This is a genomic window from Paenirhodobacter enshiensis, from assembly GCF_000740785.1.
In the GTDB taxonomy this organism is placed as follows: Bacteria; Pseudomonadota; Alphaproteobacteria; order Rhodobacterales; family Rhodobacteraceae; genus Rhodobacter; species Rhodobacter enshiensis.
This window is the reverse complement of sequence record NZ_JFZB01000001.1, coordinates 319,193-335,301: the sequence shown is the minus strand read 5'-3', so window position 1 is coordinate 335,301 and position 16,109 is coordinate 319,193. Positions and strand designations below refer to the sequence as shown.

The 16,109-nt window shown below is 68.4% G+C and carries 14 protein-coding genes and 1 pseudogene; 12 read left to right on the top strand and 3 right to left on the bottom strand.

The features are described 5' to 3' along the window. The coding region (locus tag CG50_RS01500; RefSeq protein WP_051909337.1) for a pseudouridine synthase at nucleotides 1-1,819 on the bottom strand (1,819 nt) is incomplete at its 3' end. Nucleotides 1,820-1,948: 129 nt separating this feature from the next. Between CG50_RS01500 and CG50_RS01495 the strand changes: the two genes are divergently transcribed. Continuing rightward, entirely contained in the window at nucleotides 1,949-2,416 is a 468-nt protein-coding gene (locus CG50_RS01495; protein ID WP_036634244.1) for a nucleoside deaminase, read from the top strand. A 163-nt stretch (nucleotides 2,417-2,579) separates the two neighbouring features. On the opposite strand, the gene CG50_RS01490 is transcribed toward CG50_RS01495, so the two are convergent. Continuing rightward, a complete protein-coding gene (locus CG50_RS01490; RefSeq protein WP_036634236.1) occupies nucleotides 2,580-3,272 on the bottom strand; it encodes a metal-dependent hydrolase in 693 nt (230 codons plus the stop codon). 111 nt (nucleotides 3,273-3,383) lie between these two features. Between CG50_RS01490 and gatC the strand changes: the two genes are divergently transcribed. The 6 genes from gatC to rarD all read left to right on the top strand — a co-directional run bounded on the left by gatC (nucleotide 3,384) and on the right by rarD (nucleotide 8,269). Continuing rightward, nucleotides 3,384-3,671 (top strand): Asp-tRNA(Asn)/Glu-tRNA(Gln) amidotransferase subunit GatC, encoded by a 288-nt coding sequence (gatC, locus tag CG50_RS01485; protein ID WP_036634234.1) that lies wholly within the window; start codon nucleotides 3,384-3,386, stop codon nucleotides 3,669-3,671. Next, nucleotides 3,668-5,146 (top strand): Asp-tRNA(Asn)/Glu-tRNA(Gln) amidotransferase subunit GatA, encoded by a 1,479-nt coding sequence (gene gatA, locus CG50_RS01480; RefSeq protein ID WP_036634232.1) that lies wholly within the window; start codon nucleotides 3,668-3,670, stop codon nucleotides 5,144-5,146. Before gatC ends, gatA begins: the two co-directional genes overlap by 4 nt. 11 nt (nucleotides 5,147-5,157) lie before the next feature. Then, nucleotides 5,158-5,850: a hypothetical protein gene (locus tag CG50_RS17185; RefSeq protein ID WP_051909335.1), complete on the top strand. Its 693-nt coding sequence runs from the start codon at nucleotides 5,158-5,160 to the stop codon at nucleotides 5,848-5,850. Next, the gene (locus tag CG50_RS01470) at nucleotides 5,847-6,527 is read left to right on the top strand and encodes an N-acetylmuramoyl-L-alanine amidase (protein WP_152559397.1); all 681 of its coding nucleotides are present in this window, start codon (nucleotides 5,847-5,849) and stop codon (nucleotides 6,525-6,527) included. Before CG50_RS17185 ends, CG50_RS01470 begins: the two co-directional genes overlap by 4 nt. Before the next feature lie 160 nt (nucleotides 6,528-6,687). Further along, nucleotides 6,688-7,287 carry a superoxide dismutase gene (locus tag CG50_RS01465; protein WP_036634231.1) on the top strand — a complete coding sequence of 200 codons (600 nt, stop codon included), beginning with the start codon at nucleotides 6,688-6,690 and terminating at the stop codon, nucleotides 7,285-7,287. Nucleotides 7,288-7,369: 82 nt separating this feature from the next. After that, the gene (rarD, locus tag CG50_RS01460) at nucleotides 7,370-8,269 is read left to right on the top strand and encodes an EamA family transporter RarD (RefSeq protein WP_036634230.1); all 900 of its coding nucleotides are present in this window, start codon (nucleotides 7,370-7,372) and stop codon (nucleotides 8,267-8,269) included. Between the two features lie 17 nt (nucleotides 8,270-8,286). Here rarD and CG50_RS01455 read toward each other — a convergent pair whose 3' ends face one another. Then, nucleotides 8,287-8,844 (bottom strand): LOG family protein, encoded by a 558-nt coding sequence (locus CG50_RS01455; protein WP_036634229.1) that lies wholly within the window; start codon nucleotides 8,842-8,844, stop codon nucleotides 8,287-8,289. A gap of 178 nt (nucleotides 8,845-9,022) precedes the next feature. Between CG50_RS01455 and CG50_RS01450 the strand changes: the two genes are divergently transcribed. The 5 genes and pseudogenes from CG50_RS01450 to der form a co-directional block, all read left to right on the top strand. After that, on the top strand, nucleotides 9,023-10,213 hold the full coding sequence (locus CG50_RS01450; RefSeq protein ID WP_051909333.1) for an Ig-like domain-containing protein: 1,191 nt from the start codon (nucleotides 9,023-9,025) through the stop codon (nucleotides 10,211-10,213). A 173-nt stretch (nucleotides 10,214-10,386) separates the two neighbouring features. Then, nucleotides 10,387-12,180, top strand: coding sequence for an ABCB family ABC transporter ATP-binding protein/permease (locus CG50_RS01445; RefSeq protein ID WP_245615546.1), 1,794 nt, complete (start codon nucleotides 10,387-10,389; stop codon nucleotides 12,178-12,180). Nucleotides 12,181-12,350: 170 nt separating this feature from the next. After that, complete coding sequence (locus tag CG50_RS01440) at nucleotides 12,351-13,016, top strand: hypothetical protein (RefSeq protein ID WP_036634226.1); 666 nt, start codon at nucleotides 12,351-12,353, stop codon at nucleotides 13,014-13,016. Between the two features lie 63 nt (nucleotides 13,017-13,079). Then, complete coding sequence (locus CG50_RS01435) at nucleotides 13,080-14,408, top strand: outer membrane protein assembly factor BamB family protein (protein WP_245615543.1); 1,329 nt, start codon at nucleotides 13,080-13,082, stop codon at nucleotides 14,406-14,408. 70 nt (nucleotides 14,409-14,478) lie between these two features. After that, a pseudogene (der, locus tag CG50_RS01430) lies at nucleotides 14,479-15,933 on the top strand (ribosome biogenesis GTPase Der); the annotation flags it as partial. Between the last annotated feature and the right edge of the window lie 176 nt (nucleotides 15,934-16,109).

Here is a 16,109-nt window from a genome sequence, read left to right as displayed (position 1 = left end):
CACGGGGCTTGTCGCTGTAAGGACGGTCGCTGCGCGGTTTGTCACCGAAGGAGCGCTCGCCACGCGGCTTGTCGCTGAACGGACGATCCCCCCGCGGCTTGTCGCTGTAAGGACGGTCGCTGCGCGGTTTGTCACCGAAGGAGCGCTCGCCACGCGGCTTGTCGCTGAACGGACGGTCCCCTCGCGGCTTGTCGCCGTAGCTCTTCGCGCCCTGCGGACGCTCGCTGCGCTCGCCGTCGCGTGGCGCGGCGCCCGCGGCATGGGACTTGAAGCCCGCCGCGCGCGGCTTGCCGGCGCCGCCGTGGCTGCGGAAGCCCTCAGACTTGAACGAGCCGGGTTTGCCGAAACCCGAACCGCGCGGGCGGTCGCCTTCTTCGCGCGGACGGCGCGGGCGTTCGCCCTCACCTTCGGGGCGCTTGGCGTAGGGCTTGCGGAACGACCGTTCGCCCTCGGCGCCACGGTTGTCGTTGCGCTCGAACGGACGCTTGCCGTCCTCGTCGCGGCGCGGACGCTCCGCCCGCTCGGGGCGGTCGCCGCCCTCGAACCGGCGCGGCGCGCGGTCGTCGCCATGCGAACGGAACCCTTCCGAACGCGGCTTCGCGCCGAAGCGCTTGCCCTCGGGCCGGTCGCCGTCGCGACGATCCTTGTAGGGACGTTCGCCGCCCTCGGGACGCTTGCCCTCGAACCGGTCGGAGCCGAAGCGCTTCGGGCCGCGGTCGTTGCCCTCGCTGCGCGGCTTCGCGCCGAAGCGCGGTTTCGCCTCGCCGTCGCGCGGGGTGAAGCCCTCGCGGCGCGGCACGTCGTCACGGCTGCGGAACGGGCGCTCACCCTTCTTCGCATCGCCGCCGGCCGAGAAATCGCGCTGCCGGCCGAAGCCCTTGCGCGGTGCCTCGTCGTCACGCCCCTCGGGGCGGCGGCCGAACGGCTTGTCGCCGAACGAACGTTCGGGGCGGCCCGCGCCCTTCTCGCCGCGCACCACGCGCGGCTTGCGTTCCGAGAGCGGCGGGCGGCCATCCTCGGCCCCGGTCAGCAGCTTGTCGCCGAGCTGGTCGCGCAGCACCTTGCGCTTCACCTCGAGCACGTCGCCGGGCTGCATCTCGTTTAGGCGGAACGGGCCGTAGCTGACGCGGATCAGCCGGTTCACGGTCAGACCGATCTCGGCCATGGCGCGGCGGATTTCACGGTTGCGGCCCTCGCGCAGGCCAAGCGTCAGCCAGGCGTTCGCGCCCTGCTGGCGGTCGAGGGTGATTTCCATCGGCTGGAATTCCTCGCCGTCGATGGTGATGCCGCGGCGCAGCGGATCGAAGGTCTCGGGGCTCGGCCGGCCGTTGACGCGGACGCGATACTTGCGCAGCCAGGCGGTCTCCGGCAGTTCCAGCCGGCGCTTCAGCCCGCCGTCGTTGGTCAGGAGCAGCAGGCCCTCGGAGTTGAGGTCGAGCCGGCCGACATTCATCACCCGCGGCATCCCCTCGGGCATCTCGTCGAAGATCGTGCGCCGGCCCTGTTCGTCCTTCTCGGTGGTGACGAGGCCGAGCGGCTTGTAATACAGCCACAGCCGGGTTTCCTGCGGCGTGTCGAGCGGCTTGCCGTCGACGACCACCTTGTCGCCCGGCTTCACGTCGAGCGCGGGCGAGGAAATCGCCTTGCCGTTGACGCTGACGCGGCCGGCGAGGATCATCTTCTCGGCATCGCGGCGCGAGGCGACGCCGGAGCGCGCGATGACCTTGGCGATACGTTCCGCCGCGTCGGGCGCGGTCTCGGCGACCTCGGTGGCGGGAATTTCGGGCTCGGTTTCGGGGGTTTCGGGCGTATCGGTCATCGTCGGTCCTTCGATGGGAGGGGGCGCGCGGAATGCGGGCAAGGCGCCCTGATACACCGAAGCCCGCGCGAAGCAAAGCGCGATGCGCAAGCGTCTTGAACCGCGGTGCAAAGGCGGCGATGAAGGGCCATGAGCTTCACCTCTTACATGGATCTCGCGCTGGCCGAGGCACGCGCCGCCGCGCTGCGCGGCGAGGTGCCGGTGGGCGCGGTGATCGTGGCCCCGGGCGGGCGCGTCGTGGCGCGCGCCGGCAACCGCACCCGGGAACTGCGCGATCCGACCGCCCATGCAGAAATCCTCGCACTGCGTGCTGCCTGCGCCGCCCTGGGCTCAGAGCGGCTTCCGGGCCACGATCTTTATGTCACGCTCGAACCCTGCCCGATGTGCGCCTCGGCGCTGGCTCAGGCGCGGATCGCGCGGATCTATTACGGTGCGGCGGATCCGAAATCTGGCGGCGTCGCGCAGGGGCCGCGGATCTTCTCGCATCCCCAGTCGCATCACGTGCCCGAGGTCTATGACGACATCGCCGCGCGCGAATCCGAAGAGATGCTGCGCGCCTTCTTCGCCGGTCTGCGCGGCGGTGACGCCGAGAAGTGAGGGGCTCTGCCCCTCTTCGCGGCGGTGCCGCGAATTCACCCCGGGATATTTATGGAAAGATGAATGCAGGAGCGTCGCACTTCCTGCTTTCGATTCGCCTCAAATATCCCGGGGGTGAATTTGCCCGCAGGGCAAAGAGGGGGCAGAGCCCCCTCGCGACGGATCACAGATCGAACGGCACCATGACGTCGGGCTCGATCACCGCGACGCCGGGCAGCGCGGCCTTCATCGCCTCGGCCGATTGTTCGAGCAGCGGGAAAGTCTTGTAATGGCACGGGATCACCGTCCTGAAGTCGAAGTATTTCTTCGCGGCCCAGGCGGCGCCCTCCATGTCCATCGTGAAATGCCCGCCGGCGCAGAGGATGCCGATGTCGGGTTGGTAATAGTCGCCGATCCATCCCATGTCGGCGATGATCGAGGTGTCGCCCGAGACATAGATCGCATGGCCCTCGCCGCGGATCACGTAGCCCGATTCCGTTCCGGTGTAGACCGGCCCGTGCGGCCCGCCCATCGAGGACGAATGGCTCGCCGGCACCATCGACACTTTCGCCCCGTTCAGCGCGACCGTGCCGCCCTTGTTGAAGCCGATGCCCTGGATACCCTCCTTCTCCTGCCACCAGCTGATCAGATCGAAGATCCCGACCACGGGGATCTTCAGCTCTTTCGCGATGGCGAGCGTGTCGCCCGAATGATCGCCGTGGCCATGGGTCAGCAGCACATGGGTGGCGCCATGGATCGCCTCGGCGCGGCGGTCTGCCGGGAAGACCGGGTTGCCGCTGAGCCAGGGGTCGATCAGGATCACCGCATCCTCGATCTCCAGACGAAAGCCGGAATGGCCGAGCCAGGTCAGTTTCATTGTTCACCTCCGGGGTTTCCCCAAGCCTAGCGCGTCGCGCCCGAAAGGGAAGCGTGCTTGAAGTGAGCCGCCCCGGGCGTTAAACCCGCGCAAGATCAATCGGAGACCTTCATGTCCATCGACATCGACACCGCCCGCAAGGTGGCGCATCTGGCGCGCATCCGCGTGGCCGAAGAGGATCTGCCGAAGCTGGCCGATCAGCTCTCCGGCATCCTGACCTTCATGGAACAGCTGAACGAGGTCGACGTGACCGGCATCGAGCCGATGACCTCGGTCACGCCGATGCGGCTGAAACGGCGCGAGGATGTCGTGACCGACGGCGGCTATGCGGAACAGATCCTCAAGAACGCTCCCGATGCCCGCGAGGGCTTCTTTGCCGTGCCGAAGGTGGTCGAATGAGCCTGAACAAACTGACGATTGCCGGCGCCCGCGATGCGCTGCGCAAGGGCGAGGTTACCTCGGTCGAGATCACCGAAGCCTGCATCGCTGCGATCGACGGCGCCGATGCGCTGAACGCCTATGCCCACAAGACGCCCGAACTCGCGCTAGAGCAGGCGAAGGCGGCGGATGCGCGGATCCGGGCGGGTGACGCGCCCGCGATGTGCGGCATCCCGCTCGGCGTGAAGGACGTGTTCTGCGTCAAGGGCGTGCCCTCGCAGGCGGCCTCGAACATCCTCGCGGGCTTCAGGCCGGAATACGAATCGACCGTGACGCAGAACCTGTGGAACGCGGGCGCGGTCATGCTCGGCAAGCTCGGCATGGACGAGTTCGCCATGGGCTCGACCACGGAATCGTCGTGCTATGGCGCGGTGGTGAACCCGTGGAAGGTCGACGATGCGCTGCGCAGCCCGGGCGGGTCCTCGGGTGGTTCGGCGGCGGCGGTGGCGGCCGATCTGTGCCTTGCCGCGACCGGCACCGATACCGGCGGCTCGATCCGTCAGCCGGCGGGCTTCACCGGCACCGTCGGCATCAAGCCGACCTATGGCCGCGTCAGCCGCTGGGGCGTGATCGCCTATGCCTCGTCGCTCGATCAGGCCGGGCCGATGACCAAATCGGTGCGCGATGCCGCGATCATGCTCGAGGCGATGGCCTCGGTCGATCCGAAGGACTCGACCTCGGCCGAGATCCCGGTGCCCGATTACGAGGCGATGCTGACCGGCGACATCCGCGGCAAGAAGATCGGTATCCCGCGCGAATATCGCGTCGATGGCATGTCGGACGAGCTGGCGAAATTCTGGGACGAAGGTGCGCGGATGCTGAAGGATGCCGGCGCCGAGATCGTCGACATCTCGCTGCCGCATACGAAATACGCGCTGCCCGCCTATTACGTGATCGCCCCGGCCGAGGCATCGTCGAACCTCGCGCGCTATGACGGCGTGCGCTATGGCCACCGCGCGCATCTGTCGGCGGGCGACGGCATCGTCGAGATGTATGAAAAAACCCGCGCCGAGGGCTTCGGCCCCGAGGTGCAGCGCCGCATCATGATCGGCACCTACGTTCTGTCGGCGGGCTATTACGACGCCTATTACAACCGCGCCCGCAAGGTCCGCACGCTGATCAAGCGCGACTTCGAGCAGGCCTTCGCGGCCGGCGTCGATGCCATCCTCGCACCGACCTCGCCGACTTCGGCTCTGGCGCTCGGACAGCTTGCCGATGCCTCGCCGGTCGAGATGTATCTCAATGATGTGTTCACGGTGACCTTGAACCTCGCCGGTCTTCCGGGTGTTGCTGTGCCGGTGGGCCTCGATTCGAAGGGGCTGCCGATGGGGCTTCAGCTGATCGGGCGTCCGTGGGGCGAGGGCGAGCTGCTGAACGAGGCTCTTGTTCTGGAACGCGCGGCGGGGTTCACTCACAAGCCGGCGCAATGGTGGTAAGGGGATAGTCGATGCTGAGGGTCTCGCTTCTGGTACTGACGGCGGTTCTTGCGGCCGGGTGTTCCCACAAGGAGGCCGACAGCGAAGACAGCTCCTATGACAGCGGCTCGGGCGGGTTCGGCTCGGCCTCGTCGGGGGATCATGGCTCGATCGGGTCGGACACGCTGGCGGCGCTGAAATCCACCTCGGATGATTCGATCGAGACCGCCTCGCTCAACGGCGGGGTGGCGGGTGGCGATCTGCCGCCCTCGCCGGTCGGATCCTCGTCGCTGTCGGGGGGCGGGAAAGCCGCGTCCTCGATGGCCTCGTCGGTTTCGAGCGCCCCGATGAGCGCGGTTTCCGCCGCCAAGGCCGCGGCCCCCGCGGTTCCTGCCCCGGTCACGAAGGTGGCGAGCCGCGCCGCGCCGGCCACGGCTGCGGCCGCTTCGGCAGCTTCGGGCGGTGGCGATCTCGGATTCGGCTCGCAGGATCTGTCGGTCGACCTCGGCGCCTATGCGCGCAAGGTCACCAATCCGCCGGGCCAGCACGTGTTCCCCCGCACCGATACCGGCATCGACATCGTGCAGGCCTGTCTGAAATACCGCGGCCCCGATCTCGCGCAGATCGCCTTCGTGAAGGCGGGCGGACCGGGCAAGGATCCGCTCGGTCTCGACCCCGACGGCGACGGCTACGCCTGCGGGTGGGACCCGACGCCGTTCCGCTGATGCGCTCGCCGAATTTCGGCCCGCGTCGCGACGGCGCGCAGCCCGGGCTGGTGGTGATCCATTACACCGCGATGCCCACCGCGGCCTCGGCGCGCGATCGGTTGTGCGATCCCGCGGCCGAGGTCTCGGCGCATTGGCTGATCTCTGAAACCGGAGAGGCCGAGGCACTGGTCGACGAGGCGATGCGCGCCTGGCACGCCGGGGCGGGCAGCTGGCAGGGGCGCGGCGACGTCAATTCGCGCTCCATCGGCATCGAACTCGCGAACCTCGGCGACAGACCGTTTCCCGAACCGCAGATGAAGGCGCTTGAGGTGGTTCTGGCCGGGATCCTGCGCCGCTGGTCGATCCCGCCCGAAGGGGTGATCGCGCATTCCGACCTTGCACCCGAGCGCAAGATCGACCCCGGTCCGCGCTTCGACTGGGCCCGTCTGGCGCGGCAGGGGCTGTCGGTCTGGCCGCGGATGCGCGCGGCCGGCGCCCCCGATGCCGCGCGATTCGCCGCACTTATGGAAACCTTCGGCTATCCCGCGGATATGCCCCCCGACGTGCTGCTGAGGGCATTCCGGTTGCGGTTCCGTCCGCGGATCGAAGGCCCGCTCGACGCGACGGACATGGGACTTGCCGCCGATCTCGCGTTGCGCTTCGGCGCCGATGGCGGGGCCTGGCGCGCGAGCTGAGCGCGGGACCGTCCCGAGGTCGCGACAGGGCCCGGATCGCACAGCCGCTGTGAAGCTCCGTCGCGGAAAAGGTGAGACTTTCACTAATGGTTTTCTTGACCTGCGCGATTTGCGGGCTTCTATAGGGGGCAAAGGAAACCTTCGCGAAAGGACTGATGAAATGGCTTTCGAACTCCCGGCTCTTCCCTACGCTCATGACGCGCTTGCGGCGCTCGGCATGTCCAAGGAGACGCTCGAATATCACCACGACCTGCACCACAAGGCCTATGTCGACAACGGCAACAAGGCGATCGCGGGCACCGAGTGGGAAGGCAAGTCGGTCGAAGAGATCGTGAAAGGCACCTACAAGGCGGGCGCCGTCGCTCAGTCGGGCATCTTCAACAATGCCTCGCAGCACTGGAACCACACCCAGTTCTGGGAAATGATGGGCCCGACCGGCAAGAAGATGCCGGGTGAGCTGGAAAAGGCGCTGGTCGAGGCCTTCGGTTCGGTCGACACCTTCAAGGAAGAATTCGCCGCCGCCGGTGCCGCGCAGTTCGGTTCGGGCTGGGCCTGGCTCGTCAAGGAAGCCGACGGTTCGCTCAAGGTCACCAAGACCGAGAACGGCGTGAACCCGCTGTGCTTCGGCCAGACCGCGCTTCTGGGCGTCGACGTGTGGGAGCACAGCTACTACATCGACTTCCGCAACAAGCGTCCGGCCTACCTGAAGAACTTCCTCGACAATCTGGTGAACTGGGAAAACGTGGCTTCCCGTCTCTGACCTGCGGGGATAAGAGGCAAGGGCCCGTCGCGATCGCGGCGGGCCTTTTCATTTTTGCGGTCAACGGAACGGGCGGTGCGCGATGAGCGATTCGGTCAAGGGGTTCTGGGCGCTCCTGGCTTCCTGCGCGATCTGGGGGCTGTCGGGGATCTATTACAAGGCGCTGTCGGATGTGCCGGCGTTCGAGATCCTCGCCCACCGCACGGTCTGGTCGGTGGTGTTCCTCGGCGCCGTTCTGGCGGTTCAGGGCGGCCTTGCGGGGCTGCGCGCGGTGGTGCTGGAAACGCGCACCTTCGCGCTGGTCGCGCTGGCGGCGCTGGCGGTGTCGATCAACTGGGTGGTGTTCATCTGGGCCGAGCAGTCGGGCCATGCGGTCGATGCGAGCCTCGGTTATTTCATCCTGCCGCTGGTCTCGGTGGCCTTCGGGGTGACGCTGTTCCACGAGCGGCTGAGCCGGGCGCAGGTCGCGGCGCTGACGCTCGCGGCGGTGGCGGTCGCCTATATGACGGTCGAGATCGGTTCGGCGCCCTGGGTGGCGCTGAGCCTCGCACTCAGCTTCAGCCTGTATGGCGTGTTCAAGAAGGGGCTGGCGATCCCGTCGCTGGTCTCGGTCACGGCCGAGGTGGCACTGCTCGCCCCGATCGCGCTGGTGTTCCTTCTGGCATGGGAATTCGGCTGGGGTCTTCCGGGCGGCAAGGGCGTGTTCGGCCATGATCTGCGCGCGACGCTGCTGTTGCCGCTGTCGGGCCCGCTCAGCGGGGTGCCGCTGCTGCTGTTCTCCTATGCCGCGCAGAAGGTGAAACTGAGCACGATGGGCATCGGCTTTTACCTTAACCCGACGCTGCAGTTGCTCGTCGCGGTGCTGGTCTTCGGCGAGCCCTTGCTGCACGCCCATGTGGTCGCGTTCCCGCTGATCTGGATCGCGCTCGCGGTCTACACCGTGGCCGGGCTGCGCCGCTCGCGGGCCGAAAGCCGGGGCTGAGCCCCGGCCCGCCGCCTTCAGGCGAAGGCGGTCTTCAGCGCGGTTTCCAGCGCCGCGACATCGGCGACGGGGGTGACGAAATCGCGCAGGCTCGGCGCAGCGAAGGCCTCGTCGACCATGTGCCCGATCAGCGCGAGCAGCGGGTTCCAGTAGCCCTCGGTATCGAGCAGCAGGATCGGTTTCGTGTGCAGCCCGATCTGGCGCCAGGTCAGCACCTCGAAGAACTCGTCGAGCGAGCCCGCGCCGCCCGGCAGCATCACGATGGCGTCGCAGTTCATGAACATGACCTTCTTGCGCTCGTGCATCGTCTCGGTGACGACGAAGGTCGACAGGTCGCGCTTGCCGACCTCACGCGGGAACAGGTGTTCGGGGATCACGCCGAAGGTGCGCCCGCCCTCGGCCTGCGCGGTGCGGGCGACCTCGCCCATCAGCCCGACATCGCCTGCCCCGTAGACCAGCTGCCAGCCGTTGCGCGCCAGCATCGCGCCGGTGTCATGGGCGGCCTGCATGTAGGCCGGGCGCGCACCGGGGCGCGAGCCGCAGAATACGCAGATCGAATGAGCGGGGAGGGACATCGGAAACCTTTCGTGAATGGGCGCGCCGGGGCGCGACTGGCAGCTCTCCGGGCGGGCGACAGGGGCGCGTGGGGGGAGTTGCTTTGTGCCGTGATACCGGGTCAGATGGGGCTGCTCAAGGCGGCGAGAGACCGCGGCGAACGGACCCGGAAAAAAGGGCCTGCGGAAAGGGACACGGATGGAACAGGGTGAAGCGGCCGGCGCTCGGACGCCGGAGGCGGGCAAGGTCGGCGATATCGGCAAGGCCGCAGAGATCGAAGCCATGGCCGATGCGGGAAAGACGCTTTCCGCCGCGCCGCCGCTGGCTGCCGGGGGTGGCGCGGCGCCTCGCCGCGGCGCGCTGATCGGCGGTCTCGCGGGCGTGGCGCTGGTGCTGGCGGTGTTCGGCTATTGGGCGATGAAGGTGCCGGCTCCGGTTTCGGTCAGTGCTCCGGTTCCCGTGCCGGCCGCGACGCCTTCGCCTGCCGCCGCGCCGGAACCTGCGGTGCAGACCCCGCCCGCTGCTGACATCGTCAGCTTCGATCTGCTGCGCTCGGCGCCGGACGGGTCGGTCACGCTGGCCGGCCGGGCGGAGCCCGGTGCCCGGGTCGAAGTGCTGATCGACGGCGCCACGGTCGATACCGTGACGGCCGGCGCGGATGGCAGTTTCGTGTCGCTTTCCACTGCCGCGCCCTCGGCCGTCGCGCGGCAGTTGCAGGTGCGGGTCACCGGCGCCGATGGCATCGCGCGGCTTTCGGCGCAAAGCCTGACCGTTGCCGCCGCCCCCGAAGCTGCCGCCGCTGCGGCCGCCGCCGCCGGCGCGAGCCCGGAACAGGCCACGGCCGAGGCCGATGCCGCCCGCGACATGGCGGCGCGTCCGGTCATCGCCGACGCCGATGGCGCGCGGGTTCTGGCACCGGCCTCCGACAGTCTGGCAATCGACACGCTGTCTTTCGACGCGACCGGACGGGTGGAAATCTCGGGCCGCGGTGCGCCGGCGGGAACGGTGCTGCGCGCCTATGTCGACAATACCGAATTCGGGCTGGTCTCGCCCGGGGCCGATGGCGGCTGGCGCATGGCGCTGCCTGCGCCGGGGGCGGGCGATCACACGCTGCGCGTCGATGCGCTCGATCCGCAGGGCAAGGTTCTGGGCCGGGCCGAGCAGAGCTTCGCCGGGGTTGGCGCCCCCGCCACGCTCACCGCGGCGGCGGGAACGGAGGGACCGAAGACCCGCGTCATCCGCATCGAGAAGGGGGCGACGCTGTGGGCCATCGCGCGCGCGGCCTATGGCGATCCGCTGCTTTACGTGCGGGTGTTCGAGGCCAACAAGGCCCAGATCCGCGATCCCGATCTGATCTATCCCGGTCAGGTGTTCACCGTCCCGCAGTAGAGGCAGCGCGGGCAGACTTTCGGGGGCTGGACTCCGGGCCGGAAAGCCTTAGGTAAGCCCGGCCGGGGCCACAGCCGCGGCCTGCCAATATGTCCGAAGACGAAAGGCGCGCCCTTCGCGGGGCGCGATCAAGGTGTGCGATGCCGCCCTCTCAGATCACGCAATCCGGCCCGATGACCGCCGAAGATCGCGCCCGCAACATCCGCACCCTGCGCGCCGTGCTGCCGAGCCTCTGGCCGAAGGGCGAGAACTGGGCGAAGCAACGCGTCGTTCTGGCGATGCTGCTGCTGATCGCGGCGAAGGCGATCTCGGTGATGACGCCCTTCGTCTACAAGGCGGCGGTCGATGCGCTCGCAGGCCAGGGGCGCGGCGACGGCTGGGCGATCGGTGTGGGGGCTGTCGGACTGACGGTCGCCTATGGGCTGGCGCGCCTCGCCTCGGTCGCGTTCGGTGAATTGCGCGATGCGGTCTTCGTGCGGGTGGCGCAGCGCGCGTTGCGCAAGCTCGCCCTGCGCACCTTCCGCCACATGCACGCGCTGTCGATGCGCTACCACATCACCCGCCGCACCGGCGGGCTGAGCCGCATCATCGAGCGTGGCGTGAAGGGCGTCGAGTTCCTGTTGCGCTTCATGCTGTTCTCGGTCGGGCCGCTGATCCTCGAACTCAGCCTGGTGACGATCATCTTCGCCTGGGTGTTCGACTGGCGCTATGCGCTCGCCGTGGTGGTGACGATCTGGCTTTACGTCTGGTTCACCTTCAAGGTCACCGAATGGCGCGTGGCGATCCGGCGCCGGATGAACGAGGCCGACACCGCCGCCAACCAGAAGGCCATCGACAGCCTGCTGAACTTCGAGACCGTCAAGTATTTCGGCGCCGAGGCGCGCGAGGCACGGCGCTATGACGAGTCGATGCAGGTTTACGAATCCGCCGCGGTGCGCACCGGGCAAAGCCTCGCCTTCCTGAACTTCGGTCAGGGGCTGATCATCACCGCCGGTCTCGTCGTGGTCATGGTGATGGCGGCGATGGAAGTGCAGTCCGGCAAGCTGACCGTGGGCGATTTCGTCATGGTTCAGGCCTACATGATCCAGATCACCCTGCCGCTCGGCTTCCTCGGCACGGTCTACCGCGAGATCCGTCAGGCGCTCGTCGACATGGGCGAGATGTTCGACCTGCTCGACCAGCCGGCCGAGATCAGCGACCGTGCCGATGCAAGGCCGCTGAAGGTGACGGGGGGCGAGGTGGTGCTCGATCACGTCGGCTTCGGCTATACCGCCGAGCGTCCGATCCTGCGCGACGTGTCGCTGACCATCCCGGCCGGGCATACGCTGGCGCTGGTCGGCTCGTCGGGGTCGGGCAAATCGACCATCGGGCGGCTGCTGTTTCGCTTCTACGACGTGACCGCGGGCGCGATCCGCATCGACGGGCAGGACCTGCGCGACGTGACGCAGGACAGCCTGCACGACGCCATCGGCGTTGTGCCGCAAGACACCGTGCTGTTCAACGACACGATCCGCTACAACATCGCCTATGGCCGCGACGGCGCGACCGAGGACGAGGTGATCGCCGCCGCCAAAGCCGCGAAGATCCATGACTTCGTGATGTCGCTGCCCGAGGGCTATGACACCACCGTGGGCGAGCGCGGGCTGAAGCTCTCGGGCGGCGAGAAGCAGCGCGTGGGCATCGCGCGCACGCTGCTGAAGAACCCGCCGATCCTGCTCCTCGACGAAGCGACCTCGGCCCTCGACACCCAGACCGAGCGCGACATTCAGGACAGCCTGCGCGCGATGGGCGAGGGGCGCACCGTCATCACCATCGCGCACCGGCTGTCGACCATCGCGGATGCCGATTGCATCGTGGTGCTGCAAAAGGGCCAGATCGCCGAGCAGGGCCGGCATGACGAGCTTCTGGCGAAGGGCGGTCGCTATGCCGCGATGTGGGCGGCGCAGCAGGCCGAGGATCTGGACTGACGCGCAGTCCCGGTTCGGGGGTCCGGATCTGGCCCCGGACCGGCGCTGATCGCGCGAACGTGGCGGCTCCTTGCCGGGGGAAGGGGCAAGGTGCGATGCGCAGCCTTGTCCCCCCCGCCGGCTTGCGTGTAGAAAACGCCTTGACGACGCGAATGGCAAGGAGCGGGACCGTGACCCAGAGCGACAGCTTCATCAATGAAGTCACCGATGAGGTCCGCCGCGACCGGCTGTTCGGCTACATGCGCCGCTATGGCTGGATCGGCATCCTGGCGGTGATCGGCATCGTCGGTGGCGCGAGCTGGTTCGAGTGGCAGAAATACTCGGTCCAGAGCGGGGCTCAGGCGTTCGGCGACAAGATCCTCGCCGGGCTGAAGGCGGACGATCCGGCGGCGGCGCTGAAAGCGGTGACGGCGAGCGGCTCGCAGCAGGCGCTTGCGCGCATGTCCGAGGCCGCGGCGCTGGCCGAGGCCGACCGCCCCGCCGAGGCTTACGCCGCACTGAAGCCGGTGATGGACGATGCCTCCCTGCCGAAAAGCCTGCGCGACCTGGCCGGGTTGAAGGCGGCGATGTTGCCCGGCGATGCGATGTCCGCCGATGCCCGCACGGCGCTTCTCGACCGTCTGGCAGCTCCCGGTGCGCCCTATCGGCCGCTCGCGATGGAGCGGCAGGCCGTGGCGCTGATCGCGGCCGGAGACACCGCCGGCGCCATCGCGAAGGCACAGGAAATTCTGGCGGAGCCCGGGCTGACGCCGGGTCTGCAACAGCGTGCGAACGAGCTGATCGTGGCCCTTGGCGGCGAGCCGCCGAAGATGTCCTCGCTCGCCGTTGGACAATAGACCGAGTCATCGGCGCCCCGCCGGGCGCCCGCGAAGCCCGAACCGGGCAGGGAGACGAATGCAGTGGTGAATCTGATCCGGGGAATGGCCCTTGCGGGCACGGTTTTGGGCTCGGTAGCGCTGCTGGCGGGCTGCCAGAAGGAAGAAATTCTGCAAGGCACGCGGATCGACCCGCGCGACGTGATCGAGGGGGCCTCGGTCCCCGGGCCCGAGAATGTCGCGCGCCCGATTTCCCTGCCGAAGCCGCAGGCCAATGCCGACTGGCCGCAGCGCGCCGGCGATGCGCAGCATCTGCTGGTGAACCCCGCGCTCGGGGCTGGGGTGACGCAGGTCTGGGAAGCGCCGATCGGTCAGGGCGACAGCTATCGCTATCGGCTGGTGGCCGAACCCGTCGTCGCGGCGGGCCAGGTGTTCACTCTCGACAGCCGCGGTCTGGTGACCGCGACGGCGGCGGCGAACGGTGCCCGGATCTGGCAGGCCAGCATCACCCCGGCCGGAGACCGCGCCGACGACGCGACGGGCTCGGGCCTCGCTTATGACGGCGGCCGGCTCTACGTGACCTCGACTTATGGCGAGCTGGTGGCGCTCGATGCGCGCACGGGGGCGGTGATCTGGCGTCAGCGCTTCGATGCCGGGATCGGCGGCGCGCCGACGGTCGCGGATGGCGTGGTCTATGTGGTGGCGCGCGATGCCTCGGCCTGGGCCATCCAGACCTCGGACGGCAAGGTGTTGTGGCAGCTCGATGCGGCGCCGGCCCCGGCGGGGATGGGGGGGGCCTCGGCCCCGGTGGTGGCCGGGCGCGCGGTGATCTTCCCCTTCGCCACCGGCGAGATGCTGGCGGCGATGCGTCAGGGCGGCATCGGGCTGTGGCAGGCGAATGTCGCCGGACGGCGCGTCGGTCGCGGCTATTCGCAGGTGCAGGATCTGACCGGCGAGCCGGTCGTGGCGGGCAATGTGGTTTATGCCGGTTCCTCGGCGGGCAAGCTTTCGGCCTTCGATCTGGGCAGCGGAACCATGCTGTGGACGGCGCAGTCGGGGCCGACCTCGCCGGTGCAGGTCGCGGGCGGGGCGCTGTTCATGACCACCGACGACGCCAAGCTGCAGCGTCTGGATGCGGTGACCGGGCGGGTGATCTGGTCGGTCGATCTGCCGCAATACGTGCGCGAGAAGATCAAGAAGCAGAACGAGATCTGGGTGAATTACGGCCCGGTTCTGGCCGGAGGGCGGCTGTTCGTGCCGTCCTCGGACGGGGTGCTTCGGGTGTTCGATCCGGTGAGCGGCGCGCTCGTCAGTCAGGGCGTGATCCCGAGCGGCGCCTCGACCGATCCGGTCGTCGCGGGCGGCACGCTGTATCTGGTCAGTCGCGACGGCGTGCTGCGCGCCTATCGCTGAGGTTGAGCCGGGCGGAAAACCCGTGTAATGAGGCTGCTTCCGCCGGTCCGGCGGCGCACAGGAGCGGAAAATGAGCTTTACCCTCGCCATCGTCGGCCGTCCGAATGTCGGCAAGTCGACGCTGTTCAACCGGCTGGTCGGCAAGCGTCTGGCGCTGGTCGATGACCAGCCCGGCGTGACCCGCGACCTGCGCGAGGGCGATGCGCGCCTTGGCGATCTGCGCTTCGTGGTGATCGATTCGGCCGGTCTCGAACTCGCCGACGACGACAGCCTGCAGGGTCGGATGCGGCGGTTGACCGAACATGCGGTCGAGATGGCGGATGTCTGCCTGTTCCTGATCGACGCCCGCGCCGGCGTCACCCCGGCCGACGAGATCTTCGCCGACATCCTGCGCCGCAAGAACGCGCATGTGATCGTTGCCGCCAACAAGGCCGAGGGACGGGCCGGCGACGGCGGTGCGATCGAGGCCTGGGGCCTCGGCCTCGGCGAACCGCTGCGGATTTCGGCCGAGCATGGCGAGGGGCTCGACGATCTTTACACGGCGTTGCGCCCGCTGGCCGATGAATTCGCCGAGCGTCACGCCGCCGATGTCCCGCAGACCGATGTCGAGGTCGAGGAAGGCTCGGAGGACGAGACCGTCGTTCCGGTTCCGACGCGCGAGAAGCCCCTGCAGATCGCGGTGATCGGCCGCCCGAACGCCGGCAAGTCGACGCTCATCAACAAGATCCTCGGCGAGGACCGTCTGCTGACGGGCCCCGAGGCCGGCATCACCCGCGACGCGATCTCGCTGACCATGGATTACATGGGCACGCCGATGCGGTTCTGGGACACTGCCGGGATGCGCAAGCGCGGCAAGGTGAACGACAAGCTCGAGAAGCTGTCGGTCGCCGACGGCCTGCGCGCGGTGCGCTTCGCCGAGGTGGTCGTCGTGCTCCTCGACGTGAACATCCCGTTCGAGGTGCAGGATCTGCGCATCGCCGATTTCGCCGAGACCGAGGGCCGCGCGGTCGTCGTCGCGGCGAACAAATGGGATCTCGAGGAAGACAAGCCCGAGAAGCTGAAGGAGCTGCGCGACAGCTTCGAGCGCCTGTTGCCGCAGCTGCGCGGCGCGCCTCTGGTCACGGTCTCGGCCAAGACCGGCAAGGGGCTCGACCGGCTGCACGCGGCGATCATGCGCGCCTATGAGGTGTGGAACCGCCGGATCTCGACCGCCAAGCTGAACATGTGGCTCGGCGCGATGACCGAGGCGCATCCGCCGCCGGCACCGGGCGGTCGCCGGATCAAGCTGCGCTACATGACCCAGGTGAAGACCCGGCCGCCGGGCTTCGTCATCATGGCGACGCATACCGACAAGCTGCCGGAAAGCTATGGCCGCTATCTGGTGAACGGTCTGCGCAACGATTTCGACATGCCGGGTGTGCCGATCCGGCTGACCTTCCGCGATCAGGGGGCGAAGAACCCTTACAAGGATCGCAAGAAGTCGATCCCGTCGCGGCTGACCAAGCATGTCGAGGCCCGCAAGGCGGCCGAGCGCAAGGGCGAGAAGGCCAAGGGCGGCGTCGCGCCGAAGGGCACCGTGCGGGTCGAGAAGACCGCGCCGAAGAAGCAGCGTCCGCCGAAGAAGTGATCCCCGGCGCCGGGGATCGCGGTGGGGACGGACGGGGGCTCTGCCCCCGCGCCTTCGGCTTCCCCCGGGATATT

Coding starts and splice junctions, on each gene's coding strand:
- CG50_RS01495 (WP_036634244.1), top strand. CDS start 1,949: ATGAGCTTCACCTCTTACATGGATCTCGCGCTGGCCGAGGCACGCGCC.
- CG50_RS01490 (WP_036634236.1), bottom strand. CDS start 3,272: ATGAAACTGACCTGGCTCGGCCATTCCGGCTTTCGTCTGGAGATCGAG.
- gatC (WP_036634234.1), top strand. CDS start 3,384: ATGTCCATCGACATCGACACCGCCCGCAAGGTGGCGCATCTGGCGCGC.
- gatA (WP_036634232.1), top strand. CDS start 3,668: ATGAGCCTGAACAAACTGACGATTGCCGGCGCCCGCGATGCGCTGCGC.
- CG50_RS17185 (WP_051909335.1), top strand. CDS start 5,158: ATGCTGAGGGTCTCGCTTCTGGTACTGACGGCGGTTCTTGCGGCCGGG.
- CG50_RS01465 (WP_036634231.1), top strand. CDS start 6,688: ATGGCTTTCGAACTCCCGGCTCTTCCCTACGCTCATGACGCGCTTGCG.
- rarD (WP_036634230.1), top strand. CDS start 7,370: ATGAGCGATTCGGTCAAGGGGTTCTGGGCGCTCCTGGCTTCCTGCGCG.
- CG50_RS01455 (WP_036634229.1), bottom strand. CDS start 8,844: ATGTCCCTCCCCGCTCATTCGATCTGCGTATTCTGCGGCTCGCGCCCC.
- CG50_RS01450 (WP_051909333.1), top strand. CDS start 9,023: ATGGAACAGGGTGAAGCGGCCGGCGCTCGGACGCCGGAGGCGGGCAAG.
- CG50_RS01445 (WP_245615546.1), top strand. CDS start 10,387: ATGACCGCCGAAGATCGCGCCCGCAACATCCGCACCCTGCGCGCCGTG.